The organism is Pseudomonas sp. UBA4194 (assembly GCF_002379585.1).
Lineage (GTDB): Bacteria > Pseudomonadota > Gammaproteobacteria > Pseudomonadales > Pseudomonadaceae > Aquipseudomonas.
Window position 1 is genome coordinate 30,795 of record NZ_DFUE01000025.1, and the last position, 24,813, is coordinate 55,607.

Here is a 24,813-nt window from a genome sequence, read left to right on the forward strand (position 1 = left end):
CCCTCACCGACAAACGCTCCAACGCCCCATGTCCAGATGAAAATGATTGCGGTGGGCGGCGTTGTATTCAGGACCCAGCACGGTGTTGAAGTTCTTGCACGCACCATCGCGCACCTGGCGTAGAAACCGACTGTTGTCACCCTCTCCTGGCCAGTCCTTCAACACGCTGATACGCCGGCCATCGGCCAGGCGAAATCCGGCGATGTCCAAGGCGTTCGCGCTCGCGTGCTGGCTGAGTCGTCCTTCACTGCGGCCGTACACATTGCGACAGGCAAAGCTGCCCAGGTGATCCACCTGACTCACCGGTTGCCCGAACACTGCCTGGGCCGCCGGTTGCAGGGCATGGCGCTCGAACATGGCGAATGCCACGGCGACCGGGCAAGTGGCCAAAAAGCTGCTGCTCAGGCGTACGGCGCTGCCGTTGACCCGCAGCACATCGACCAGCGGGCACTTGGCGTCGGCCGGGCTATCGGCCTGCTGGCTGTAGCGCACCTGGGAAGTCGCCAATGCTTGGACGCATAACGCCGAATCATTACGCAGCCTGCCAAGCTTGTACCCTGTCAGAAAATTGGGCGGTTGACTGATATCCAGCGTCGCCCACGGATTCCATTGGTCAGGCACCTGCACCCAGCCACGCCAGAGGGCCACGGGCCCGGCGCCCAGTACGATCAGGGCAATCAGCCATTTAACGATTGTCATCAGGCGTTCTCGGTAACAAGGCGCGCAGTGACGTCTGCGCAGATCCGTTCAAGCCCTCAGAGCAGGCCCAGCTGGGTCGTCTCGGGTGCTCGGGGCAGCTCCATTAGGCTTGGCAAGCCCGGCAAACGTTCCATCAAACGCGCGTGAAAACGCCGGGCCAGGGCGGGTGCACGGAGGTTGTCTGCGGTGTGCAGGAAGATATAGGGGGTGCGGCCTTCCTCGATCCAGAGGGCCACCTTCTCTACCCAGGGTGTGAGAAACGGTTCGTTGGCCGCAAGCTCCGGATGGCCGATGAAACGCACTTGCGGCGCATCACTGAAAGCCGCCGGACGCGGAGGCACCCTCGGTTTCTTGGCCTGGGCATGAAGCACGGCCGGGGCCTGGCTGAGGCAGCTGAACAGTGCACGAGGGTCCAGGCAGATTCGCTCCACACCGCGTTCGCGCAACAGATTGTTGAGAAGCCGCTCTTCGGCACCACGGGCGAAAAACGCACCGTTGCGCACTTCCACTGCCACGGGCCGCTGGAGGGTATCGAGGAAGCCGACCAGTTCAGGCAGTCGGTGGGGACCGAAGCTTGACGGCAACTGCAGCCACAACGGCGTCACTCGTGGGCCCAACGGTTGGAGCAATCGACAGAAATCTTCGGCAGCGCCGAGCTGCTCACGCAAATCGCCGCCATGGCTGATGTCCCGGGGAAATTTGGCCGTGAAGCGAAAACCTTCCGGCATGCTGGCAGCCCATCGCTCAACCGTATTGGGGGCAGGTCGGGCATAGAACGTGGTGTTGCCTTCTACGGCGTTGAAGACCTGGGCGTAATGCGCGAGGAAATCCGGGGGCCGAGCGTCCTGGGGATAGAAGTCATCGCGCCAGGCGTTTTCACTCCAGGATGGGCAACCAATGAAATAGGGCAACGGGGACACGATCAGATGTGCACATCCAGGCCCAGCACTTCGTTGTCCCATTCGACGAAGCCGGCGGTGCTCAGGTACATGCCCAGGGCATCGGCTGCGCGACGGCTCATGGAGCGAGGGAAGATCATGTCTTGTTGCCGGGCGGGCACATTGGAGCGGGCACGCGTGCGTTGCTGAGTCGCCTGAGGCGGCACTTCAAATTCGCCTTCGATGTCCTCGACCTGATCGTCGACCTGCACTTTGCCCTTGAGCGGCTTGCGCTTGATCGGATAGGACTGTGAGGAAACACCATCGATACGCATCAGGCTTACTCGAAAACCAATGATGGCAATTTAGCGGCACTGAACTGCGCTAGCAATTGCCCAGGTGATAACTAGACCACAGATAGTGGAAAAGTTTTAGCCAGGATGCAAAAACAGGCGATGAAATGCAGGGTTGTGGTTGGATCAGCCGACGAAGTACACCGAATCAGCGATTTTTCGGGGTAGCCACCTTGTCGCGCAAATAGACTGGCTGGGCCAGATCCGCGACCACACCTTCACCACGCGCCCAGGCGAAGCGGGCGAGCTCCAGAAGATCCAGGGCATGGGGCAATAGGCTGGCATCCTGGCTGGACGGCTGCACCGCCAACCGCTCGCCATAGCCCCAGCCGGTCCCCGCCCCGAACCATTGACCACTGGCATCTGCCGGCAACAGCACCTGCTCGGGCGCCAACACCGCCTCTTCACCTACCAGGCGCATCTCGCCCGCCTGGGCGCGATAACAACCCCAGTAGACTTCGTCCATGCGTGCATCGATGGCTGCGGCCACCTGGTCGGCACCGTGCTCGCGCCAGGCGCGCTGGGCCAACAGCGCCAGATTGGAAACTGGCAATACCGGGCGATCCAGGGCAAACGCCAAGCCCTGCACGACACCGATGGCAATGCGCACGCCCGTAAAGGCGCCGGGGCCACGGCCGAAGGCAATGGCGTCGACCGCCGGCAGGCCGATACCCGCCTCGTCCAGCAGCGCCTGAATCATGGGCAGCAGCTTCTGCGCGTGCAGGCGTGGGATCACCTCATAGTGGCTCAGTACCTTGCCGTCGTGCAGCAGGGCTACGGAGCAAGCTTCGGTGGCGGTGTCCAGGGCCAGCAGGGTGGTCATTCTAGGTGATCCGTGAAAGGGGGGAGGCGATTATACCGGGGGTTGGGGTGAGGGGACCCTCTACCACAGATCCCCCTCTAAACCGTATCAGCTCAGCGCCGACAACACCTTGGCGGTGATATCAGTCACCGAGCCCACGCCTTCCACATGGCTGCACTTGGGCTTGCCCTGGGCATCGGAAAGGTTCTGGTAGAAAGCCACCAGCGGCTTGGTCTGGGAGTGATAGACCGACAGACGATGACGCACGGTTTCTTCGGTATCGTCCTTGCGCTGCACCAGGTCTTCACCGGTCGCGTCGTCCTTGCCTTCGACCTTCGGCGGGTTGTACACGGTGTGGTACACGCGGCCTGAGGCTTCATGCACCCGGCGACCGGCGATACGCTGGACGATTTCTTCGTCGTCCACAGCGATTTCCAGCACGTGATCCAGCACTACACCAGCGCTGACCAGCGCTTCGGCTTGCGGAATGGTGCGTGGGAATCCATCGAACAGAAAGCCTTTGGCACAATCGGCTTGCGCGATTCGCTCCTTGACCAGGGCGATGATCAGGTCATCGGACACCAGGCCGCCGCTGTCCATCACACCCTTGGCCTTGATACCCAGTTCGGTACCGGCCTTGACTGCGGCACGCAGCATGTCGCCAGTGGAGATTTGTGGGATACCGAATTTTTCGGTGATGAATTTAGCTTGAGTACCTTTACCGGCCCCGGGAGCTCCCAGCAGAATCACGCGCATCGATGTGCTCCTCTCAATTCTTATAGATAGTCGTCAGATCTGCTCCAGCGGCGTAACCGACTGAAGCCCTTCCCAAAATTCGTTTATAGCCGCAAAAACGGCCAAAGGCTGATCAAGATACACAGCGCGAACGGGCCACACAAGCCACCGAAAGTCGCAGGAACCCGCCGCTGGGGACGGCGGGACGCAGGGGTTGCACCCATTACAACCCATGCAGGGTTACACCTTGGCAAACGGCCTGCGGCTGTTTGCCACCCTGGCGAAAAAACCGCCTTGCGCACTATCCGGTGTTGCGCAAACCGGCGGCAATGCCGGCCACCGTTACCAGCAGTGCCTGTTCCAGAGGGCTGTCCAGTGCTGCCTCACGGCTACGGGAACGGGCCAGCAACTCCGCCTGCAATAGATGCAGCGGGTCCAGATAGGTATTACGCAGGCGGAAGAACTCCAGGGTGACAGGGCTGTGCGCCAGCAACTGGCGCTGCCCGGTGAGGCCCAGCACCACCTCGCAGCACTGCGACAATAGGTCGCGCAGCTCGACACCCAATGGCTGCAGGCCCGGTTCCACCAGACGCTGGTCGTACAGCAGCGCAATCTCGGCGTCAGCCTTGGCCAGCACCATCTCAAGCATGTCGATGCGAGTACGGAAAAACGGCCATTGCTCACGCATGTTGGCCAACTGCTCGCCTTCCCCGCGGGCGAGCGCTGAACTCAGGGCCGCCTCCCAGCCGAGCCACGCTGGCAGCATCAGACGCGTCTGGGTCCAGCCGAAAATCCACGGAATCGCCCGCAGGCTCTCGATGCCACCCTGGCGGCGCTTGGCCGGCCGGCTACCCAGGGGCAAGCGACCCAGCTCCTGTTCAGGAGTGGACTGGCGGAAATATTCAACGAACTGCGGATGCTCGCGCACCACCTGTCGATAGGCCTTGACGCCATCGGCAGCCAGCTCGTCCATCAGCGTTCGCCAAGCCGGCTGCGGAGGCGGTGGCGGCAACACTGTAGCTTCCAGCACTGCCGCCAGATACAGATTGAGATTCTGCTCAGCGATGTCAGGCAGGCCGAATTTGAAGCGAATCATCTCGCCCTGTTCGGTGGTACGAAAGCGCCCCGCCACCGAACCGGGGGGCTGCGACAGAATTGCCGCATGGGCCGGGCCGCCGCCACGGCCAACGGTGCCGCCGCGGCCATGGAACAACAACAGTTCCACATCCTGCTCACGGCAGATGTCCACCAACTTTTCCTGGGCGCGGTACTGCGCCCAGGCCGCCGCCGTGGTGCCGGCGTCCTTGGCCGAGTCGGAGTAACCGATCATGACTTCCTGCGGCCCATGCAGGCGGTTGCGATAACCGGGCAGTTGCAGCAGTTGCTCGATCACCGGACCGGCGTTGTCGAGGTCAGCCAGGGTCTCGAACAACGGAACCACGCGCATGGGCCGGAGCACGCCGGACTCTTTGAGCAGCAACTGCACGGCCAGCACATCGGAGGCCGCTCCGGCCATGGAGATCACGTAGGACCCCAGCGAAGCCGCCGGGGCAGCGGCAATTTCACGGCACGTCGCCAGCACTTCGGCGGTGTCCGCCGACGCCTTGAAATACGGTGGCAGCAACGGCCGCCGGCTGGCCAGTTCGCGGGCCAGGAAGCTGACCCGGGCTTGCTCGTCCCACTCCTCATACCGCCCAAGCCCCAGGTAATCGGTGATTTCACTCATGGCCGAACTGTGCCGGGTGGAGTCCTGACGTACGTCCAGACGCACCAGGAACAGGCCGAACGTCACGGCTCGGCGCAGGCAGTCAAGCAGAGGGCCATCGGCGATCACCCCCATCCCGCATTCATGCAAGGATTGGAAACACAACTGCAGCGGTTCCAGCAGGTCGCGGTTGTCTTGCAGGACATCCGCGCCGGCGGGCTGATTTTCCTGGAGGGACGCCTGGGCCCAGGTGCGTGTGGCGCGCAGACGCTCACGCAGTTGCTTGAGCAGTGCGCGATAGGGTTCCGGGCTGTCGCCGACACGTTCGATCAATGCCGCACTGGCCTGCTGCATCGACAGGTCGGCGGCCAATTGGTCGACATCGCGTACGAACAGATCCGCCGCCATCCAGCGCGCCAGCAACAGCACCTCACGGGTGACCTTGGCGGTGACGTTGGGGTTGCCGTCGCGGTCGCCGCCCATCCACGAAGCGAAGCGCACGGGCGCCGCTTCCAGCGCAAGCCTGAAGCCGGTGGCCGCGTGCAGGGCTTGGTCAACCTTGCGCAAATGATGGGGTACGGCTTGCCACAGCGAGTTTTCGATGACCGCAAACCCCCACTTGGCTTCATCAACGGGCGTGGGGCGGGTGCGACGAATTTCCTCCGTGTGCCAGGCCTCGGCGATAAGCCGCTGCAGGCGTTGGCGAATGGCGTCCCGTTCGGCGTCGTTCAGATCGCGATGATCCTGACTGGCGAGTTGCGCGGCAATGGCGTCGTATTTCTGGATCAAGGTTCGCCGCGCCACCTCGGTGGGGTGCGCAGTCAGTACCAGTTCGATCTCCAGTCGACCGAGTTGTCTGGCCAACGCTTCAGGACTGTGCCCAGCGCTCTTGAGCCGGGCCAGCAGTTCAGGCAGAACGGTGTTTTCGAACGGTTCGGGCTGCCCTTCGTCGCGGCGCCGGATCAACTGATACTGTTCGCAGATATTGGCGAGGTTGAGAAACTGGTTGAATGCCCGCGCGACCGGCAGCAATTCGTCTTCGGCCAGATCGTTGAGGCTGGAGCTCAATTGGGCCGAGCTTTCCTGCCCATCGGGGTGACGCTGGCGATCGGCCTTGGCACCGCGCCGAATGCGCTCGATCTTCTCCAGGAACGCATCCCCGTACTGCTCGCGAATCGTCGTGCCGAGCAATTCGCCGAGCAGGTGAACATCTTCGCGCAAGCGTACATCGATATCGGACATCGGCTTTCTCTCCGTGGCTTGGAAACGGGTTGCCCGTCCAGGGCGACCCGGTGCGTATTGGACTTCGATCACCGGGACCACTGAACAAGCACGGGAAAAACGGCTCTACAACAAGAGTGCCCCAGCCATGGCGGCAGATACAAGCGGCACACGCGCGACTGCGCGACAACGCTCGACAGTCGCCAGCGCAGCGCCGACCCATCCCCCGGAATCATCGAAGAGGTGTTTATGAAAATCCGTGAACTGGCTCAGCACTGGGAACAGAACGCCAAGGGCCGCCTGACCGACACCGGCTACAACATCCTTCTGGATGTGGAGTCGGCGGCGCGTCTGGCGGCCCTGACCCAGATGTATCCCAAGCACCATGCCGAAGAACTGTTGGGCGAACTCATCGGCGCGGCACTGGAAGAACTGGAAGGCAGCTTTCCCTACGTCAAGGGTCAGAAGGTCATCGCTACCGATGAGGAAGGTGATCCGATGTACGAAGACATTGGCGCCACACCGCGCTTCCTGGCGTTGTCGCGGGAACATCTCGAGGTCTTGAAAAAGCAATCAGGGGAAGCCGAAACATAATTGTCCGATAGCAGTTACGGAAGCTTCTTACGACCACTGACGGCGTAGTCTCAATGCCAAAAAAATAAGCCTGTAAAATGCCAAAAAATCTATAGAAAACAATAGGATATTTCGAAAAACCGATTGTAGACTCGGCGAAAAACGAGCCTGGGATGGCCAACGATTCGCCCGTATTCCGTCGTTGTCGACGGCAACTTCTGCCGTTCACCACGGGCCGCGGGCGAGGCATTGAAAACGCTACCCAACGGAGTACTACGTCGTGAATACAATGATTGTTCGGCCCGCGTTCGGCCCTTCGAAAGTGACTGCCCTGGCACTGGTACTGCTCGCCCTGGCCGGCTGCGCCGGCACACCGCCCGTGGAGCAATATGCCCTGAGCCGTTCGGCCGTGAACGCAGCGGTCAGCGCTGGAGGGACCGAATTCGCCGCCGTCGAAATGAAGTCTGCCCACGACAAGCTCAAGCAGGCGGAAATCGCCTTGCATACCAAGCAATACGCGCAGGCCCTGCAATTGGCTGAACAGGCCGAATGGGATGCCCGAGTGGCCGAGCGTCGAGCCCAGGCGGCCAAGGCCGAACGCGCGGTCGAAGACGCCCGCCAAGGCGTCCGGGACCTGCGCGAAGAAGGTCTGCGCACCGCCTCGTAACTGCCATCTGGCACCCTCGTTATTTATCCAGGAACACCCCCGTGAATACTAAATTCAAGTTTCCAGCCCTTGCGGCGCTGGTGCTGCTGCTCGCTGCCTGCTCGAAAACACCTAACCCGCAGCTGGTTGCGGCACAGGAGAACTTCACTCAACTGCAGAGCGATCCTCGCTCGGTGCAACTTTCGACACTTGAAACCAAGGACGCTGCCGATTGGCTGGAGCGTGCCGAGAAGGCGGCACGGGACAAGGAAGGTGACGAGCGGGTCAATCACCTGGCCTATCTCACCAACCAACGCGTGGAGCTGGCCAGACAGACTATCGCGTTACGCGTGGCCGAAGGCGCCATTCAGGGCGTTGCCGCCCTGCGCGCCCAGGCTCGCCTGGAAGCCCGCGATGCGCAGATCGAGAAGCTTACCCAGAGCTTGAACGCCCGACAGCCCGCTGCCGAAGCGATCGAGGTCAAGCAGACCGATCGCGGCAGCTTGGTGACCTTCGGTGACGTGCTGTTCGAGGTAGGCAAGGCCGACCTGCGCGTCAGTGCGTTCGACAATATCCAGCGTCTGGCGAAGTTCCTGCTGGATAACCCCGAGCGCAAAGTCATCATCGAAGGGCATACCGACAGCACGGGTTCGGCAGCGATGAACCAAGTGCTGTCCCAGCGTCGCGCTCATGCAGTGATGCAGCAGTTGGTGCGCAACGGCGTCGGCTTGCCACGTATCGTCGCGCAGGGCCTGGGTTCAGCCTATCCGGTGGCAGACAACGCCAGCCATTCTGGCCGCGCGCAAAACCGCCGGGTGGAGGTGACCATTTCCAATGACAACCAGGCAGTGGTCCCCCGCCGTTGGGTGTACTGACCTTGTAGCGCAGTAAGGAAACCCGGCCAGGCGCCGGGTTTTTTCATTGCCTGTGCCAGCGCCCTGGCCGCGCTGAAAATCCTTTGCCACAAATCCGACGTCAGAAAAAAATCATCCAAACGGCCAAATTTCTGAACTATTCAAAAATCCCTTGTGTCCCAACGTTTAACCATTACAGCCCGCGCCGTCACCGATGCCGCCGAGCCTGAGACGAGGCGCAGGACGTTCGACTGTCATGGAATCCAAGTATTTCAGGAGTTACCCAATGGAGTTGAAAGCCATGAACACCCGTACTGCCAAAACCTCGTTCCAACACCTTCGCGGACTGAAACTGGCCGCCTTGGCACTGGGCAGCAGCATTGTCCTGGCCGGCTGTGCTGGCAACCCGCCAACCGAGCAATACGCTGTGACCCAATCTGCGGTCAACAGCGCTGTCAGCGCCGGTGGTACCGAGTTCGCCGCAGTTGAAATGAAAGCTGCCCAGGACAAGTTCAAGCAGGCCGAAATCGCCATGCACGACAAAAACTACGAGCAAGCGAAGAAACTCGCCGAACAGGCTGAGTGGGACGCTCGCGTAGCTGAGCGCAAGGCCCAGGCCGCCAAGGCCGAGAAAGCCGTGCAAGACGCCAAGCAGGGTGTACAGGACCTGCGTGACGAAGGCCTGCGCAGCGCTCAATAAGCCTGCCGCTGCCCTTGCGACTTGAATTCGAATAAAGGACGAAGATTATGCGTAAACAATTGATGGTTCCTGCCCTGCTGGCTCTGAGCGTTGGCCTGGCTGCTTGCTCCACTCCTCCGAACCCTAACCTGGAGCAGGCGCGCACCAACTACACCTCCCTGCAGACCAACCCCAAGGCCACCCAACTGGCTGCCCTGGAAACCAAGGATGCCTCGGAGTGGCTGGACAAGGCTGACAAAGCCTTCCGCGATGACGCCGACGCCAAGAAAGTCGACCAACTGGCCTACCTGACCAACCAGCGCGTAGAAGTGGCCAAGCAGACCATCGCCCTGCGCAGCGCCGAAGAGCAGCTCAAAGGCGCCGCCGCCCAGCGTGCCCAGGCCCGCCTGGACGCCCGCGACGCCCAGATCAAGAAACTGCAGGAAAGCCTGAACGCCAAGCAGACCGACCGTGGCACCCTAGTGACCTTCGGCGACGTACTGTTCGATCTGAACAAGTCGGAACTCAAGTCCAGCGCCTACGCCAACGTCACCAAACTGGCCCAGTTCCTTCAGGAAAACCCTGACCGCAAAGTGATTGTCGAAGGCTACACCGACAGCACCGGTTCGGCTTCCTACAACCAGAGCCTCTCCGAGCGTCGTGCCAACTCCGTAATGGCTGCACTGGTGCGTGCCGGCGTCGAGCCATCGCGTATCGTGTCCCAGGGTTATGGCAAGGAATACCCAGTTGCCGATAACACCAGCAACTCTGGCCGTGCCCAGAACCGTCGCGTGGAAGTGACCATTTCCAACGACAACCAGCCAGTGGCGCCACGCTCCTCGATGCGTTGATCCCACCCGCTGTACGCAAACGCCCCGGCGAATTTCGCCGGGGCGTTTTTGTTTGCGCGGGCGGTGCCGGTACGTGCGCCGCAAGCCTCAGGGTTCAGGGTTCAGGGATAGTTGGGTATCTCGCCCAACCGCCGGATGCCGTCGAAATGATCAGGGTCTTCGAGGTAGCGCAGCATGACCTTGCGCCAGGTCGGATCGGCGAAGGTCTGCACGTGGCCGCCCCGGGTCAATTGCAGCACCCGCGGCAACGGGGCCTGCCGGTAAAGCTCGATGGCGTTGTCCAGCGGCACGATGGGGTCATCCATGCTGTGGAAGAGCAACATTGGCGTACCCTTCAAGGCTGCGATGGAGCGGATCGCACTGTCACCGTCCGGCACCAGCCAGGAGAGCGGCACCTGCAACGGCCATGTCACCCACGACGTGCTCAACGCGAATTGCCCCACCGACCGATAGCTGGCTGGCACACCATCCAGCACCACCGCCTCGAGTCGCTCGCGCTCGGAAGCATGTGCGGCCAGGTAGTGCACGGCCATGGCGCCCCCCAGGCTTTGTCCCAGCAGCACCAGCGGTTTACCCTGCACCCGGGCATCGGCCTGCAACCAGGCAAAGGCCGCGTCGATATCCTGATAGATCGCCGGCAAGCTCGGTGAACCTTCGGACACCCCATAGCCACGGTAATCGAGCATCAGCACTTGATAACCCTGCTCGGGCAACCACCAGCTGCCACCCAGGTGCCAGGCCAGGTTGCCGCCGTTGCCATGCAAGTGCAGCACCGTGCCCTTGACCTGCACACCTGGCTTGGCAGGCAGCCACCAGCCATGCAGGCGGGTACCGTCGGCGGCCGTGAGTTCGACATTCTCAAACGTCAGGCCGGCTTTTTCCGGCGTGAACGGCAAGCCACGCTCCGGGTAGAACAGCAACGAGCTGCACCCGCTCACACACACCGTCATCAAAAGCGCCACACACCCCCGTAGCAGTGGCGTAAGCCGCGTCAGCAAACGATGGCGCATGCCTGGCTGAACGCTTGAGGGCCGGATGCATGATGGGCGGATGCATGGAGGGCGGACGCGGCTTACGCCGCTGCTACAGGATGTTGGCGTAATCGGCTTCAATACGATCCAGGCTCAGGTGGTTGAGGAAGTTGGAGAAGCACATCCAGGCCGACAATGCATTCATGTCGCGGAACTGCTCAGGCAGGTATTTGGGCGCAGTCACCAGGCCTTCATCGACCAGTTGGCGCAGGGTGCGCATGTCCTCCAGCGTGGTTTTGCCACAGAACAGCAGCGGCACCTGCTCCAGCTTGCCCTTGCGCACGGCCAACTGAATGTAGTTGTAGACCATGATGAAGCCCTTGAGGTACGACAGGTCCTTGGTGAACGGTAACCCCGTGGGCGTCGAGCCACGGAATACCCGGCTGGCATTGCCATAGGCCTCCGGCATCTCGAAACCCTGTTCGCGGAAGAACTCGAACACCTGCAGGAAGTCGGCGCCCTCCTCCACCATGTGGATCGCACGAGTGCGGTTGGTCAACTTGCGCAGCCGGCTGGGGTACGAGGCAAAGGCGATCACCTCCATGAGAATGGCCAGCCCCTCCTGGGTCACCGTGGAAGACGGTGGTCCCTTGGACAGGAAGGTGCAGATCGGCTGGTTCTGGCCGTTCAAGGTCGTGCCTACATGCACCAGGCCTTCGTGCACTTCCAATGCCCGCACATCACGTTCGTTGAACATCGCATCGCTGCGAATCTTGATGTAGTCGGCACCGGCGGCGGCATCAGCCACGATGCCGTCGGACTCGAACACCCGGATGGTGCCCTCGGCTTCACCGAACACCCTGTTCAGTCGATTCTGCAACATGCCCACCGCATCCTTGGCAGTGAGCGTCTTGGCTTCGTCCTTGAGGTCGCCACGCCCGGCAATGTTGTTCAGGTAATCCGAAAGCATCAGGCCCAGGTCGGCCAGCGTCGGGTCCCCGGCGTGGAAGGCGTCGGATGCCGCGCCGTACAGCTCCTGGGATATCAGCCCGAAGTCCTCGGTGCCGCGCGCCTCGAGCATGCGCACCACCATGCGGTACTCCTTGCACATCCGCCGCATGATCTGTCCAACCGGATTGAACTGGCCGAGCTGACGGGTGATATCGCGCTCGATGTTCTGGAACTCGAGCTTCACGGCGCTGGAATCGAAACCCAGCGCACGGTTCTGATAGTAGGCGCGGTCCACGGCGGGCATTTCCTTGCCCTTGGCCTTGAGAAAACCCTGGCGGACCGAGTCGTCCCATTTCACCGCATCGAGCACCCTGATCGGTGTCTGCGCCTGTACGATCCGATCGGAAAGAACGCGGATCGTTTGCTGATACTCATCCACCGCAAAGCTCCTTGAGGTCTATTTGGCGCGCCGGTAGCGGGCTATTTCGACGAATACATCCGAGTTGGCCGGGTCGTCCAGATAGGCGAAGACCTGGGCTTGAGGGCTGGCCACCAGAACCCCTTGGTTCTTGTCGGCTTCGTAGACCTCGCCTTGCAAGGTTTTTCTGGCCAGGGCCTGCTTGATCTGGTCGACATCCAGGTTGTAGATCACCAATTCGCCCTCTTCGGTCAATTCGAAACCGGCGATGGCATAGCGCCCCCCATAGGCCTGGGGCATCGCCGCCGAGGCGTACCAGCGATTGCCGTGCCTGGACACAGTAAAGTCGACCCGATCCAGGCTTACACGTTTTTTGCCGGTGTCATCGTCGGTCGGCTCCACTGCGCGACTGCTGGCGCGGTAGTGATGCTGGCCGGTGCGGGTGATCTGCAGATTGACGTGATCGCCCCAGGCGTCCTTGCTGTACCACTTGCCCAGCAGGGCCGCAGGCGCTGCCTGGGTAGCAGGCAAGGGATCGGGGAACGTGACCAGGCAACCGGTCAGCAGCAGGAACGACAGGGCGATGAGCATTCGCCAGGCTTTCATCGGTAGTCCTCGAGGTCGGCCTGCCGATGGCTAGGCGAGCACCCATTGCATGAAGCGAGTCAGAATCCCAAACATTTCGCCGTCGGCGTCAGGCGGGGCGTTGTCGAGCAGGCCTCGATATTCCATCCGGCCGGTGATTGCCGTCAACACCTTGGCGTCTTGCAGGGGGTCAGTGTACATCTGCATGACACGCCAGATAGCCCGTAGGAGCGGCGTGAAGCCGCGAAGGCGCCCTGCCTGAAACGACCGATCTACAGCCATAAAAAAGCCGCCCCAGGGGGCGGCTGTTCGACAACGATCAGGCTTGCGGCCGCATGTGCGGGAACAGGATCACATCGCGAATCGACGGCGAATTGGTCAGCAACATCACCAAGCGGTCGATACCGATACCCTCGCCCGCCGTCGGCGGCATGCCGTACTCCAGCGCGCGAACGAAGTCGGCGTCGTAGTGCATCGCTTCGTCGTCACCGGCGTCCTTGTCGGCCACCTGGGCCATGAAGCGCGCGGCCTGGTCCTCGGCGTCGTTCAACTCGGAGTAGGCGTTGGCGATCTCGCGGCCGCCGATGAACAGTTCGAAGCGGTCGGTGACGTTGGGGTTGTCGTCGTTGCGACGCGCCAGTGGCGACACTTCGAACGGGTACTGGGTGATGAAGTGCGGCTGCTCCAGCTTGTGCTCCACCAGCTCTTCGAAAATCATCACCTGCAGCTTACCCAAGCCTTCGAAGCCCAGTACCTTGGCACCGGCCTTCTTGGCGATGGCGCGGGCCTTGTCGATGTCGTTCAGGTCATCGGCGCTCAGATCCGGGTTGTACTTGAGGATCGAGTCGAACACCGACAGGCGCACGAACGGTTCGCCGAAGTGGAACACCTTGTCGCCATAAGGTACGTCGGTGCTGCCCAAGACCAGCTGCGCCAGCTCGCGGAACAGCTCCTCGGTGAGGTCCATGTTGTCTTCGTAATCGGCGTAGGCCTGATAGAACTCAAGCATGGTGAATTCGGGGTTGTGCCGAGTCGAGACGCCTTCGTTGCGGAAGTTGCGGTTGATCTCGAAAACCTTCTCGAAGCCACCGACCACCAGGCGCTTGAGGTACAGCTCCGGCGCGATACGCAGGAACATTTCCATGTCCAGCGCATTGTGATGGGTTTCGAACGGCTTGGCCGCGGCGCCGCCCGGGATGGTCTGCAGCATGGGCGTCTCGACTTCGAGGAAGTCACGCTTCATCAGGAAACTGCGGATGTGGGCAATCACCTGGGAGCGCACGCGGAACGTTTCGCGCACGTCTTCATTGACGATCAGGTCGACGTAGCGCTGACGGTAGCGTTGTTCGGTATCGGTCAGGCCGTGATGCTTGTCGGGCAGCGGACGCAGGGATTTGGTCAGCAGCCGCACGCTGGTCATTTCCACGTACAGATCGCCCTTGCCGGAGCGCGCCAGGGTACCTTCGGCGGCGATGATGTCGCCCATGTCCCAGGTCTTGACCTGAGCCAGGGTTTCTTCGGGCAGCGTCTTGCGGTTGACGTAGACCTGAATGCGACCGGTCATGTCCTGGATGACCATGAACGAGCCACGGTTGAGCATGATGCGACCGGCCACCTTGACGGGAATGGCGGCTTCAGCCAGCTCTTCCTTGGTCTTGTCGACGTACTGTTTCTGCAAGTCGCCTGCATAGTTGTCGCGGCGAAAATCGTTAGGGAAGGCCTGACCCTGGGCGCGCACCGCGGCAAGCTTTTCCTTGCGCAGGGCGATCAGGTTGTTTTCTTCCTGTTGCAGGTCTTGCGGGTCGAGTTGTTGGTCGCTCATGTCTTCAGATTTTCCATCACGGGTTCGTTGCTCCCGGCTACAAGGCCGGGATCGCGGGCAGGCCACAAGGGCAGGCTGGACGGGTTGCGCACAGGCCTGCCGGGCGGTGTTACAGCCCTTGTTTCAAGCTGGCTTCGAGGTATTCGTCGATGTCGCCGTCGAGCACCTTGTCGCAGTCGCTGCGTTCGATGTTAGTGCGCAGATCCTTGATCCGCGAGGCATCGAGCACATAGGAGCGAATCTGGTGTCCCCAGCCGATGTCCGACTTGCTGTCTTCCATGGCCTGGGAGGCGGCGTTGCGCTTCTGCACTTCCTGTTCGTACAGGCGTGCGCGGAGCATCTTCATCGCGGTGTCTTTGTTGGCGTGCTGCGAACGTTCGTTCTGGCAACTGACCACGGTATTGGTCGGCACGTGGGTGATACGCACCGCCGAGTCGGTGGTGTTGACGTGCTGACCACCCGCGCCGGAGGAGCGGTAGGTATCGATGCGCAGGTCTGCCGGGTTGATGTCGATCTCGATGTTGTCATCGATTTCCGGGGACACGAACACTGCCGAGAACGAGGTGTGGCGACGGTTGCCGGAGTCGAACGGGCTCTTGCGCACCAGGCGGTGCACGCCGATCTCGGTGCGCAACCAGCCGAAGGCGTACTCACCCTTGATGTGCAGGGTGGCGCCCTTGATGCCCGCCACTTCACCGGCCGACAGTTCCATGATGGTGGTGTCGAAGCCGCGCTTGTCGGCCCAGCGCAGGTACATGCGCAGCAGGATGTTGGCCCAGTCCTGGGCCTCGGTGCCGCCGGACCCGGCCTGAATGTCCAGGTAGGCGTTGTTGGCGTCCATTTCGCCGCTGAACATGCGGCGGAACTCCAGCTTCTCGAGCTGGGCGCGCAGGCGCTCGACTTCAGTGGCGACGTCGTCGACGGCGCCCTGGTCTTCTTCCTCGGCGGCCATTTGCAGCAGGTCCTTGGCATCGGCCAGACCGCCGGACATTTCGTCCAGGGTCTCGACGATCTGCGCCAACAGGGCGCGCTCACGGCCCAGCTCCTGGGCGTAGGAAGGGTTGTTCCAGACAGCGGGATCTTCGAGCTCGCGGTTGACTTCGATCAGACGGTCATTCTTGTGATCGTAGTCAAAGATACCCCCGAATAGATTCGGAGCGCTCGGACAGGTCCTTGATGCTGTTAAGGATCGGGTTGATTTCCATGGCGGGCAGCTCTCGTGCGTAGCGTTTCAAAAGCCGAAGAGTATAACCCACCCTGCCCTTGTCGGCAGCCCGCCGGGCGGGGCGTAAATGGAATTTTTGTGGCGGGACCGCCACCCCGCCACAGGTCTTGCAACCTTAGCCCTGATCCCCCACCACCACCTGATTGCGTCCATTGTGCTTGGCGGTGTACAGACCCTTGTCCGCCGCCGAGATCAATTCGCGGCAGTGGGTGCCCTGCACCGGGGTCATGGTGGACAGGCCGATGCTCACGGTCAGGCTGGCATCGGCCTGCGGAGCGATATGCGGGATGTTCAGCCCGGCAATGGTCTGGCGCAGCTTTTCGGCGACCAGTCGCGCACCGCCGGGGGAGGTGCCGGGCAATACCAGGGCGAACTCTTCGCCACCGTAGCGCGCCGGCAGGTCGCTGGAGCGGCTGCTGGAGTTGCGGATGGCATCGGCAACGCGGCGCAGGGCCTCGTCACCGGCCAGGTGACCGAAGTTGTCGTTGTACGACTTGAAGTAGTCGACATCGATCATCAGCAGCGACAGCTGGGTCTTGTCGCGCATCGCGCGGCGCCATTCCAGCTCCAGGTACTCATCGAAATGGCGGCGGTTGGACAACGCGGTCAGGCCATCGGAGTTCATCAGCCGCTGCAGCACCAGGTTGGTGTCCAGCAACTGCTGCTGGCTCACGCGCAGTGCGCGGTAGGCCTCGTCGCGCTGCAGCAGGGTCAGGTAGGACTTGGAGTGATAGCGAATGCGCGCCACCAGCTCGATGGTGTCGGGCAGCTTGACCAGGTAATCGTTGGCACCGGCAGCGAAGGCGGCGCTCTTGATCAGCGGATCTTCCTTGGTCGACAGGACGATGATCGGGATGTCTTGAGTCGACGGGTGATTGCGGTATTCGCGCACCAGCGACAAGCCGTCCAGACCCGGCATGATCAAGTCCTGCAGGATCACCGTGGGCTTGATCCGCATGGCCTGGTTGATCGCCTGCTGGGGATCGGCGCAGAAGTGAAAGTCGATATTCGCTTCGTCGCTCAGACTGCGGCGGATGGCCTCGCCGATCATGGCCTGGTCGTCGACCAGAAGGACCATCGACTTGTTATCGTCAGTGGATTTGAATGCTTCGATCTGCAAATCAATCATGCGCTGTCACCTGGATACTGCCTACGCGGTCGCTCAAGTTCATTGTGAAAATACGTCCATCAGTCGGGGTGCAATCCGCTCCAGCGGACGAATTTCTACAGCTGCATCGATGGCCGCAGCCGCCTTGGGCATTCCATATACAGCACTGGTCTGCTGGTCTTGGGCGATGGTCAGATACCCTTGCTGGCGCATCAGCTTCAACCCTTGTGCACCGTCGCGACCCATACCGGTCAGCAGGACGCCTACCGCGTCACCTGACCAGAATTGCGCGACGCTTTCAAAGAAAACATCGATCGAGGGCCGGTAGATCTCGTTCACCGGCTCTGCCGTGTAGGCTAAGGTACCATTTTTCAGCAGCCGAATATGATGATTGGTGCCGGCAAGTAGCACCGTGCCACTTTGCGGCGTTTCACCGTCTCGGGCGAGGCGTACCGACAGCCCTGAGGCACTGCTGAGCCATTCGGCCATACCGGCGGCAAACACCTGATCCACATGCTGCACCAGCACGATGGCCGGTTCGAAGCCGCGAGGCAGCCCTTTGAGAAGGATTTCCAGCGCCGCCGGCCCACCGGCGGACGAGCCGATGGCGATGAGTTTCTGGCGTTTGCTGGCTTCGCGGGTGGCAGGCGCCACGTTGCGCATCGGCGTACCACGCTGGCCGATCAGCCAGCCGATGTTGAGAATCTTGCGCAGCAGCGGCGCGGCGGCTTCCCTGGGATCACCGGCGCCCAGCGCCGGGGTATCGACCACGTCGAGTGCACCATGGCCCATGGCCTCGAACACGCGATGCACGTTCTGATGGCGGTCGACGGTGACGATGACAATGGCGCACGGGGTGCTGGCCATGATCTGCCGGGTGGCTTCGACGCCGTCCATGATCGGCATGATCAGGTCCATCAGGATCAGGTCGGGGGTCAGTTCGAGACAGGACTGGACCGCTTCGCGGCCATTGCTCGCCACCCACACCACTTCATGTGCAGGCTCGAAGGCCAGCGCACGGCGCAGCGCTTCCACTGCCATGGGCATGTCGTTGACGATTGCGATCTTCATCCCTGAGCTCCTCCGATCAACTCCACCACCGCATCGAGCAGGGCGTCGTCGTGGAAACTGGCCTTGGCTAGATAATAGTCGGCGCCTGCATCAAGTCCACGCCGTCGATCTTCTTCACGGTCCTTGTAGGACACCACCATCACCGGCAACGACTGCAGGCGACTGTCGCGGCGCAGCAGTGTGACCAGTTCGATACCGTCCATGCGCGGCATGTCGATATCGGTGATCAGCAGGTCGAAGCTTTCGCTGCGCAGGGCATTCCAGCCGTCCATGCCGTCCACCGCGACCGCCACATCGTAGCCACGATTACTCAGCAGCTTGCGTTGCAGCTCGCGCACGGTCAGCGAATCATCCACCACCAGCACCCGCTTGCGGGCCACTTCGGCCTGCCGGTTGCGTTTGTCGATACGCTCCAGGCGCCCGGTATTGAGCAGCTTCTCGACCGAACGGAACATGTCTTCGACGTCGATGATGAGCACCACCGAGCCATCGTCGAGCAAGGCCCCGGCAGAGATGTCCTGGACCTTCCCCAGCCGGGCGTCGAGCGGCAGCACCACCAGGGTCCGTTCGCCGATGAAGCGTTCCACGGCCACACCGTACATGGCGTCGCGCTCGCGGATGACCACCACCTTGAGCGCCGCCTCGCTGCCCTGGCTGGCCGGGCGCTGCAGCAACTGGTGGGCGGCGACCAGGCCGACATGGCGATCCTGAAACCAGAAATGCTGACGCCCTTCGAGCTGGACGATAGCTTCGGCGGGCAGGTCCATGGTGTGCTCGATGTGCGCCAGCGGGAACGCATAGGCCTCACCTCCCACCTCCACCGCCAGGCTGCGCACCACCGACAGGGTCAGGGGCACCTCGATATGGAAGCGGCTGCCCTGCCCTGCCGTCTGATACAGGTCCACCGAACCGCGCAGTTGCCGTATCAGGTGCAGCACCGCGTCCAGCCCCACACCGCGCCCGGACACCTCGGTGACCGTATCGCGCATGCTGAAACCGGGCAGGAAGAGGAAACTGAGCAGCTCTTCTTCGCTCAGTTGCGCAGCGGTGTCGGCAGCCGACAGACCACGCTGAACGATGGTCCGGCGCAGGGCATCCAGATCGACGCCACCGCCATCGTCACTCAGTTCCAGCACCAGCAGACCCGCCTGGTGGGAGGCACGCAGCAGCACTCGACCTTCTGCCGGCTTACCCGCCAGCAGGCGCTGTTCGGGCGACTCGATACCGTGGTCCACCGCATTGCGCAGCAGGTGGGTCAGCGGCGCTTCGAGCTTTTCCAGCACATCGCGATCAACCTGGGTCTTGTCGCCTTCGATCTCCAGGCGCACCTGCTTGCCCAGAGACCGGCCCAGATCCCGCACCATCCGCTCCTGGCCGCCCAGCACATCGGCAAAGGGCCGCATGCGACAGGCCAACGCGGTGTCGTAAAGCAGTTGCGCACGCTGCCCCGCCTGCCAGCCGAACTCGTCCAGCTCCGTGGTCTGCTGCACCAGCATCTGTTGCGTCTGGCTCAACAGTGCCTGAGCGTGGGCCAGCGCCTCGCGCACCTCGCTGCTCAGGCCGCCGACGTCCAGCTGTTCCTTGAGGCTGTCCAGAGCACGAATGCTTTGTGCCTGGACACGCTTGAGGCGCTGCATGGTGGCCAGGTAGGGTTTGATGCGTTGAGTTTCCACCAGCGATTTACTGGAGAGGTCCAGCAGGCTGTTCAGCCGCTCGGCCGTCACCCGCAGCACCCGCTCGCCGGTGTCGCTGACCCGGCGTGTCTTGCTGGGGGCGGCCAGGTCCGACTCTGCGACCGGCGCCGGACTGGCCGGCGCCGGTTCGGGCTCGGGTGCGACGACGATGGGCGGTTCGGCCACTACGGGCGCTGGCGGCGCGGACACCGCCTTGGCTGCAGCGGCCAGCGGGTCCATCACCGCCGCCATCTGCGCCACGAATCGATCGATGTCGGCATCGCCAGGCGCACCGTCGCCTGGTGTGCCGATGCGCATCAGCAAGTCGGTGCCCAACAGCAGGGCATCGATATGCTCAGGCATCAGGTACAGCCGGCGCTCCTGCGCACCCACCAGGCAATCCTCCATCACATGGGCGACCCGCACCCCCGCATCGAGGCCGACGATTCGCGCCGCGCCCTTGAGCGAGTGCGCCGCACGCATGCACGCCTCCAACTGGTCGGCCTCGGTTGGGTTGCGCTCCAGCGCCAACAGGCCGGTGCTCAGCACCTGGGTCTGCGCCTCGGCCTCCAGGCTGAACAGTTCGAGCAATGAAGCGTCGCGCATCTGTTCGGGGGTCATGTGAGGCTCCGCGTCATGGCGGTCAACAATTGTTCCTCGTCCAGCAAGCGCACACTGCGCCCTTTGAACGGCAGTACGCCGCGGGTAAAGCGGGCGCCGGCCTGGCTTGCGGCGGTGGAGGCCTGCTCGAGCAGGCTCGACTCGATACGGTGAATGCCATCGACCTCTTCCACCGGCACCACGACCGACCCGCCTTCGATGGCGATGATCAGCATCCGCGGCATCACTCGGCCCTGACTCGCGAAGGACGCCCCTTGGCTATCGATGCCCAGCAGTTCTTCCAAAGCCAGGCAAGGCACCAGCGCACCGCGCACATTGGCAACGCCGCGAAGTGCCCGGGAGCGTTGATGCGGCAAGGAGTGCACAGGCTGGGTCGGCGCCACTTCCACCAGGCAGCGGGTGGCCAGGGCCAGCCACTCATCAGCCAGACGAAACAGCAGCAGCGAGCGGCTCTGCACCTGGCCGAGCACTTCGTTGTATTCGATCTCGGCATGTTCGCGGTCCAGCGAATAGCGATCGAGCAGGCGCATGGCCGCCGCCGCGTAGACCGAGCAGTTGCGGCAGTGCACGTGTTCGGCCAGCAGTGGGCAGGATTTGTCGCCGTGAATACCGATACGGTTCCAGCAGTCATCGATCTGCTGGGCGTCGGCATGGATCAGGTCCAGGCCGATCATCGGCTATGCTCCCGGCCGGCCGGGCGATCACTGCGCGCGGCGCGTTCCTGCAGACGGCGGGCGCCGGCAACGTCACCCTGCGCTGCCAGCAACATGGCCAGGTGCGCCAGCGCTTCGGCGTGCTGAGGATCCAGGTACAGCGCCTTGCGGTAATACCCCTGGGCCTGAAGCGCCTGCCCCCCGACATCGCTGAGCAAACCCAACCAATAGAAGACTTGTGGATCGGGCCCGTGACTGCGCAGGAAGGCTTCGCAGGCCGCCTGGGCTTCGGCGCTTTTACCCTCATTGGCCAGGCTGGCGATCTGCGCCAGCAGGCTGGCGGAATCACTTTGTGTGGTCTGTGACTCGGGTTTGCCCAACGTTGCGACCGGCGCCGTCGGACGCGGCGTGCGCGGCAGTGGCGGCTGATTTTGCGGCAGCAAGCGCACCGGGCTCTGCAGGCGCGTCGCCACCGGCGCTACCGGGGCTGGCGGTTTATCGGTTTCGCGCACGAACGCAAACGACTGGGCAATCCCGATCGGACGCATGCCCATGCGCGCAAGCAGGCTGCCTTCCGCGGGGCCGATGAACAGCGCACCGTCCTGCTGCACCCATTTTTTCAGGGCCTCGAAGGCCTGCTGCTGGGTCGGCAGGTCGAAGTAGATCAGCAGGTTGCGGCAGAACACGAAATCATAGGGCGCCTCGCCGCGCAGCAGCATAGGGTCCAGCACGTTGCCCACCTGCATACGCACCTGCTCGCGGACATCGGCGTTGAGCAAGTAGCCGTCCAGTGTCGAGGTGAAGTGGCGGTCGCGGAACGCCAGCGATGCACCCCGGAACGAGTTGCGTCCGTAAACGCCGCGCCGCGCCTTCTCGACTGACAGCGGGCTGACGTCCACACCGTCGACGCTGAATTGCTCCGGTGCCAGCCCGGCGTCGAGCAAGGCCATGGCGATGGAATAGGGCTCCTCGCCGGTGGAGCATGGCAGGCTGAGGATTCGCAGGGTGCGGCCTTGATGGTGAGCCAGTCGCGCCTTCGCCACTGAACACAGGGCGGCAAAAGATTCGGGGTAACGCATGAACCAGGTTTCAGGGACGATCACCGCCTCGATCAACCCTTGCTGCTCGGCGGCGCTGCCTTGCAAGAGCGTCCAATAGGCGTCCAGATCGACCGCGCAGGCAGTCTGGACACGCTGCGCCACGGCGCGCTCGATCAAGGCCGCCCCCACCGAGGCGACATCCAGACCGATACGGTCGCGCAAAAAGCGAATGAAACGCTGCTCGTTGTCCATCATGGCGCCTGCTCCAGAACCGCAGCCAAGGCCGGCGCGAACAGCAGTTCGCGGACGGAATCGTCGAGCAGGTCCTGGACCCGCAACCACTGCAAAAGGCCCTGGCTGTCTTCCAGCACCGGCCCGAGATAGGGCGCGTGCCGATTGTGCAAACCATAGGGCTGAAATCGCTCGGGATCGCAACGCAGGGTTTCACTGGCGTACTCGACGATGAGGCCCAGGCGCAGATCGCTACCCGCGGCGTCGTGGCGGTAGTGCACCAGCACCAGGCGCGTGCTGGTACGGCGGCCAGCGGCGCTACCGAAGGTCAGGGCACTGACGTCGATCACCGGCACCACCTTGCCGCGGTGCGCGAACACCCCGGCTACCCAGTCGGGCGCGCGCGCGATGGGCTTGAGCGGCAGCAGCGGCAACACTTCCCCGACCTCGGTGGCGTCCAGCGCGAAGCGTTCCTGGCCAATGCGGAAGATCAGGAACAGCTTGCTGCGCACGGCGGCGGATGGCTCGCTCATCAGACTTTGAAACGTGACACGCCGCCACGCAGCCCGGTGGCTACCTGGCTCAATTCGTCGATGGCGAAGCTGGCCTGACGCAGCGACTCAACGGTCTGGCTGCTGGCATCACCCAATTGCGCCAGAGCATGATTGATCTGCTCGGCGCCGGTGGCCTGGGCCTGCATGCCCTCGTTGACCATCAGCACACGCGGTGCCAGGGCCTGCACCTGGCCAATGATCTGCGACAGCTGATCGCCCACCTGCTGCACTTCGAACATGCCGCGGCGCACTTCTTCGGAAAACTTGTCCATGCCCATGACCCCGGCCGAAACGGCGGACTGGATCTCGCGGACCATCTGCTCGATGTCGTAGGTGGCGACGGCCGTCTGGTCGGCCAGGCGACGGACTTCGGTGGCGACCACGGCAAAGCCACGGCCATATTCGCCGGCCTTTTCCGCTTCGATGGCAGCGTTGAGCGACAGCAGGTTGGTCTGATCGGCGACCTTGACGATGGTCACCACCACCTGGTTGATGTTGCCAGCCTTCTCGTTGAGGATCGCCAGCTTGGCGTTGACCAGTTCGGCAGCGCCCATCACCTGGTGCATGGTGTCTTCCATGCGTGCCAGACCTTGCTGGCCGGAGCCCGCCAGGGACGAAGCCTGGTCGGCGGCAGAGGTCACCTCGCCCATGGTGCGTACCAGATCACGGGACGTGGCGGCGATCTCGCGGGAGGTGGCGCCGATTTCCGTGGTGGTGGCGGCAGTCTCGGTGGCGGTGGCCTGTTGCTGTTTGGACGTGGCGGCAATTTCGGTCACGGAAGTGGTGACCTGAACCGAGGATCGCTGGGCCTGGGACACCAGGGCGGTCAACTCGGTCATCATGTCGTTGAAGCCCATTTCCACTTCGTTGAACTCGTCCTTGCGCGCCAGGTTCAGGCGGCTGCTGAGGTCGCCAGTGCGCATGGTTTCCAGAATGCGGACGATTTTCTGCATGGGGGTGACGATGGTGCGCAGCAACAGCAATCCACAGACGCCGGCAGCAATGATCGCCACCAACAGTGAAATGATCAGGCTGACCTTGGCCGAGTTCACCGAGGCCTCGATAGCCGAAGTAGCATGTTCCGAAGACTCGCGATTGCGGTCGATCAGCGCGTTGAGCTGTTTGCGGCCCGCGACCCAGGCCGGGGTCATCTCGTCGATCGACAGCTGCTGTGCTTCGCTGAACTTGCGTAGGCGATAGGCTTCCAGAACGTCGGAAAGTGCCTTCTCGTAGGTCACTCGCATACGTCCGAATTCTTCGAAAGCGGCCTGGTCGGCGGGGTCCTGCACTGTGCCTTTGTAGTTGGCCATTTGCTGGTTCAAGCGCTCGGCGAAGCTTTTGTACTGGTCCTCGTCGGCGGTGATCAACTCGCGCTGATAGCTCAGCCCGACCAGTTGCTGGGTATAGACGTAGCTGTCGACCCACGCGCTGCGGATCATGGAGCTGAAGACGACGCCGGGGATGCTGTCGGTACGAACTTTGGCTTCGTTGGTCTCGATGGTCTGCAAACGTGAGTATGACACGATCACCATCAACGACATGATTGCAATAACAACGGCAAAACTCGCCAGAATGCGATGGCGCAAGGACCAGTTCTTCACAGTCAACCCTCGGAGAAAACGTACGGCTACAAACGAAAAATCGCCTGAGTATAGCCATACCTCAGGCGATTTCGCGCTAGTGGCGTACTTTCCATCATCTATAAGGGTATTACCAGAGGCTTGCAGACCAAAGTGCCACTATTGGCGACGAGCGTGTCGGGCGGGGAATGGGCGGTGTCGGTTCGGACGCCTTCGCGGCTGGACGCCGCTCCTACAGGGGTGGGGCGTGGCGTTTGTGGTGTTGGGGCGGGCGTCTTCGCGGCTGGACGCCGCTCCTACAGGGGGGGGGGCAG

General features: G+C 62.4%; 23 protein-coding genes and 1 pseudogene. 5 read left to right on the forward strand and 19 right to left on the reverse strand.

Annotation, left to right across the window (positions count from 1 at the left end; all coding sequences use genetic code 11):
• Positions 1-3: 3 nt before the first annotated feature.
• The 6 genes from B3397_RS07075 to ppc form a co-directional block, all read right to left on the reverse strand.
• Entirely contained in the window at positions 4-699 is a 696-nt protein-coding gene (locus B3397_RS07075) for an extensin family protein (RefSeq protein WP_296248548.1), read from the reverse strand.
• 56 nt (positions 700-755) lie between these two features.
• Entirely contained in the window at positions 756-1,625 is an 870-nt protein-coding gene (locus tag B3397_RS07080) for a DUF72 domain-containing protein (RefSeq protein WP_296248675.1), read from the reverse strand.
• The gene (locus tag B3397_RS07085) at positions 1,622-1,912 is read right to left on the reverse strand and encodes a hypothetical protein (protein WP_296248550.1); all 291 of its coding nucleotides are present in this window, start codon (positions 1,910-1,912) and stop codon (positions 1,622-1,624) included. The genes B3397_RS07080 and B3397_RS07085 overlap by 4 nt, the downstream gene beginning before the upstream one ends.
• A 166-nt stretch (positions 1,913-2,078) precedes the next feature.
• Positions 2,079-2,753 (reverse strand): tRNA (adenosine(37)-N6)-threonylcarbamoyltransferase complex dimerization subunit type 1 TsaB, encoded by a 675-nt coding sequence (gene tsaB, locus B3397_RS07090; protein ID WP_296248552.1) that lies wholly within the window; start codon positions 2,751-2,753, stop codon positions 2,079-2,081.
• Positions 2,754-2,840: 87 nt separating this feature from the next.
• Positions 2,841-3,488 (reverse strand): adenylate kinase, encoded by a 648-nt coding sequence (gene adk, locus B3397_RS07095; RefSeq protein WP_296248554.1) that lies wholly within the window; start codon positions 3,486-3,488, stop codon positions 2,841-2,843.
• Between the two features lie 280 nt (positions 3,489-3,768).
• Positions 3,769-6,414, reverse strand: coding sequence for a phosphoenolpyruvate carboxylase (ppc, locus tag B3397_RS07100; protein ID WP_296248555.1), 2,646 nt, complete (start codon positions 6,412-6,414; stop codon positions 3,769-3,771).
• A gap of 228 nt (positions 6,415-6,642) precedes the next feature.
• Here ppc and B3397_RS07105 point away from each other — a divergent pair, with 228 nt between their 5' ends.
• The 5 genes from B3397_RS07105 (at position 6,643) to B3397_RS07125 (ending at position 9,996) form a co-directional block, all read left to right on the forward strand.
• Positions 6,643-6,987, forward strand: a complete 345-nt coding sequence (locus B3397_RS07105) for a pilin assembly protein (RefSeq protein ID WP_296248557.1) — start codon at positions 6,643-6,645, stop codon at positions 6,985-6,987.
• A gap of 268 nt (positions 6,988-7,255) precedes the next feature.
• A complete protein-coding gene (locus tag B3397_RS07110) occupies positions 7,256-7,633 on the forward strand; it encodes a DUF4398 domain-containing protein (protein ID WP_296248676.1) in 378 nt (125 codons plus the stop codon).
• A gap of 41 nt (positions 7,634-7,674) precedes the next feature.
• Positions 7,675-8,487 carry an OmpA family protein gene (locus B3397_RS07115; RefSeq protein WP_296248558.1) on the forward strand — a complete coding sequence of 271 codons (813 nt, stop codon included), beginning with the start codon at positions 7,675-7,677 and terminating at the stop codon, positions 8,485-8,487.
• Between the two features lie 265 nt (positions 8,488-8,752).
• A complete protein-coding gene (locus tag B3397_RS07120) occupies positions 8,753-9,166 on the forward strand; it encodes a DUF4398 domain-containing protein (RefSeq protein WP_296248560.1) in 414 nt (137 codons plus the stop codon).
• A gap of 47 nt (positions 9,167-9,213) precedes the next feature.
• Positions 9,214-9,996, forward strand: coding sequence for an OmpA family protein (locus B3397_RS07125; protein WP_296248562.1), 783 nt, complete (start codon positions 9,214-9,216; stop codon positions 9,994-9,996).
• 101 nt (positions 9,997-10,097) lie between these two features.
• Here the strand turns inward: B3397_RS07125 and B3397_RS07130 are convergent, their stop codons facing one another.
• The 13 genes and pseudogenes from B3397_RS07130 to B3397_RS07190 all read right to left on the reverse strand — a co-directional run bounded on the left by B3397_RS07130 (position 10,098) and on the right by B3397_RS07190 (position 24,460).
• Positions 10,098-10,946, reverse strand: coding sequence for an alpha/beta hydrolase (locus B3397_RS07130; RefSeq protein WP_414704356.1), 849 nt, complete (start codon positions 10,944-10,946; stop codon positions 10,098-10,100).
• Positions 10,947-11,079: 133 nt separating this feature from the next.
• Positions 11,080-12,357 (reverse strand): flavohemoglobin expression-modulating QEGLA motif protein, encoded by a 1,278-nt coding sequence (locus B3397_RS07135; RefSeq protein WP_296248566.1) that lies wholly within the window; start codon positions 12,355-12,357, stop codon positions 11,080-11,082.
• A gap of 18 nt (positions 12,358-12,375) precedes the next feature.
• Positions 12,376-12,942: a hypothetical protein gene (locus B3397_RS07140; protein WP_296248568.1), complete on the reverse strand. Its 567-nt coding sequence runs from the start codon at positions 12,940-12,942 to the stop codon at positions 12,376-12,378.
• 30 nt (positions 12,943-12,972) lie between these two features.
• Positions 12,973-13,113 (reverse strand): annotated as a pseudogene (locus tag B3397_RS07145) (TetR family transcriptional regulator); the annotation flags it as partial.
• A 127-nt stretch (positions 13,114-13,240) separates the two neighbouring features.
• A complete protein-coding gene (gene lysS, locus B3397_RS07150; protein WP_296248570.1) occupies positions 13,241-14,743 on the reverse strand; it encodes a lysine--tRNA ligase in 1,503 nt (500 codons plus the stop codon).
• 109 nt (positions 14,744-14,852) lie between these two features.
• A protein-coding gene (gene prfB / locus B3397_RS07155; protein WP_296248572.1) for a peptide chain release factor 2 occupies positions 14,853-15,948 on the reverse strand; the annotation gives its coding sequence in 2 pieces (ribosomal slippage) (positions 14,853-15,875 and positions 15,877-15,948; 1,095 coding nt in all).
• Between the two features lie 135 nt (positions 15,949-16,083).
• Positions 16,084-17,097 carry a response regulator gene (locus B3397_RS07160; RefSeq protein ID WP_296248573.1) on the reverse strand — a complete coding sequence of 338 codons (1,014 nt, stop codon included), beginning with the start codon at positions 17,095-17,097 and terminating at the stop codon, positions 16,084-16,086.
• 39 nt (positions 17,098-17,136) lie between these two features.
• Positions 17,137-18,147: a chemotaxis response regulator protein-glutamate methylesterase gene (locus B3397_RS07165; protein WP_296248574.1), complete on the reverse strand. Its 1,011-nt coding sequence runs from the start codon at positions 18,145-18,147 to the stop codon at positions 17,137-17,139.
• Positions 18,144-20,441, reverse strand: a complete 2,298-nt coding sequence (locus B3397_RS07170) for a hybrid sensor histidine kinase/response regulator (RefSeq protein WP_296248576.1) — start codon at positions 20,439-20,441, stop codon at positions 18,144-18,146. Before B3397_RS07170 ends, B3397_RS07165 begins: the two co-directional genes overlap by 4 nt.
• Positions 20,438-21,115 carry a chemotaxis protein CheW gene (locus B3397_RS07175; RefSeq protein ID WP_296248578.1) on the reverse strand — a complete coding sequence of 226 codons (678 nt, stop codon included), beginning with the start codon at positions 21,113-21,115 and terminating at the stop codon, positions 20,438-20,440. The genes B3397_RS07170 and B3397_RS07175 overlap by 4 nt, the downstream gene beginning before the upstream one ends.
• The gene (locus tag B3397_RS07180) at positions 21,112-22,386 is read right to left on the reverse strand and encodes a CheR family methyltransferase (RefSeq protein WP_296248677.1); all 1,275 of its coding nucleotides are present in this window, start codon (positions 22,384-22,386) and stop codon (positions 21,112-21,114) included. The genes B3397_RS07175 and B3397_RS07180 overlap by 4 nt, the downstream gene beginning before the upstream one ends.
• The gene (locus B3397_RS07185; protein WP_296248580.1) at positions 22,386-22,898 is read right to left on the reverse strand and encodes a chemotaxis protein CheW; all 513 of its coding nucleotides are present in this window, start codon (positions 22,896-22,898) and stop codon (positions 22,386-22,388) included. The genes B3397_RS07180 and B3397_RS07185 overlap by 1 nt, the downstream gene beginning before the upstream one ends.
• A complete protein-coding gene (locus tag B3397_RS07190; RefSeq protein ID WP_414704357.1) occupies positions 22,898-24,460 on the reverse strand; it encodes a methyl-accepting chemotaxis protein in 1,563 nt (520 codons plus the stop codon). Before B3397_RS07190 ends, B3397_RS07185 begins: the two co-directional genes overlap by 1 nt.
• Between the last annotated feature and the right edge of the window lie 353 nt (positions 24,461-24,813).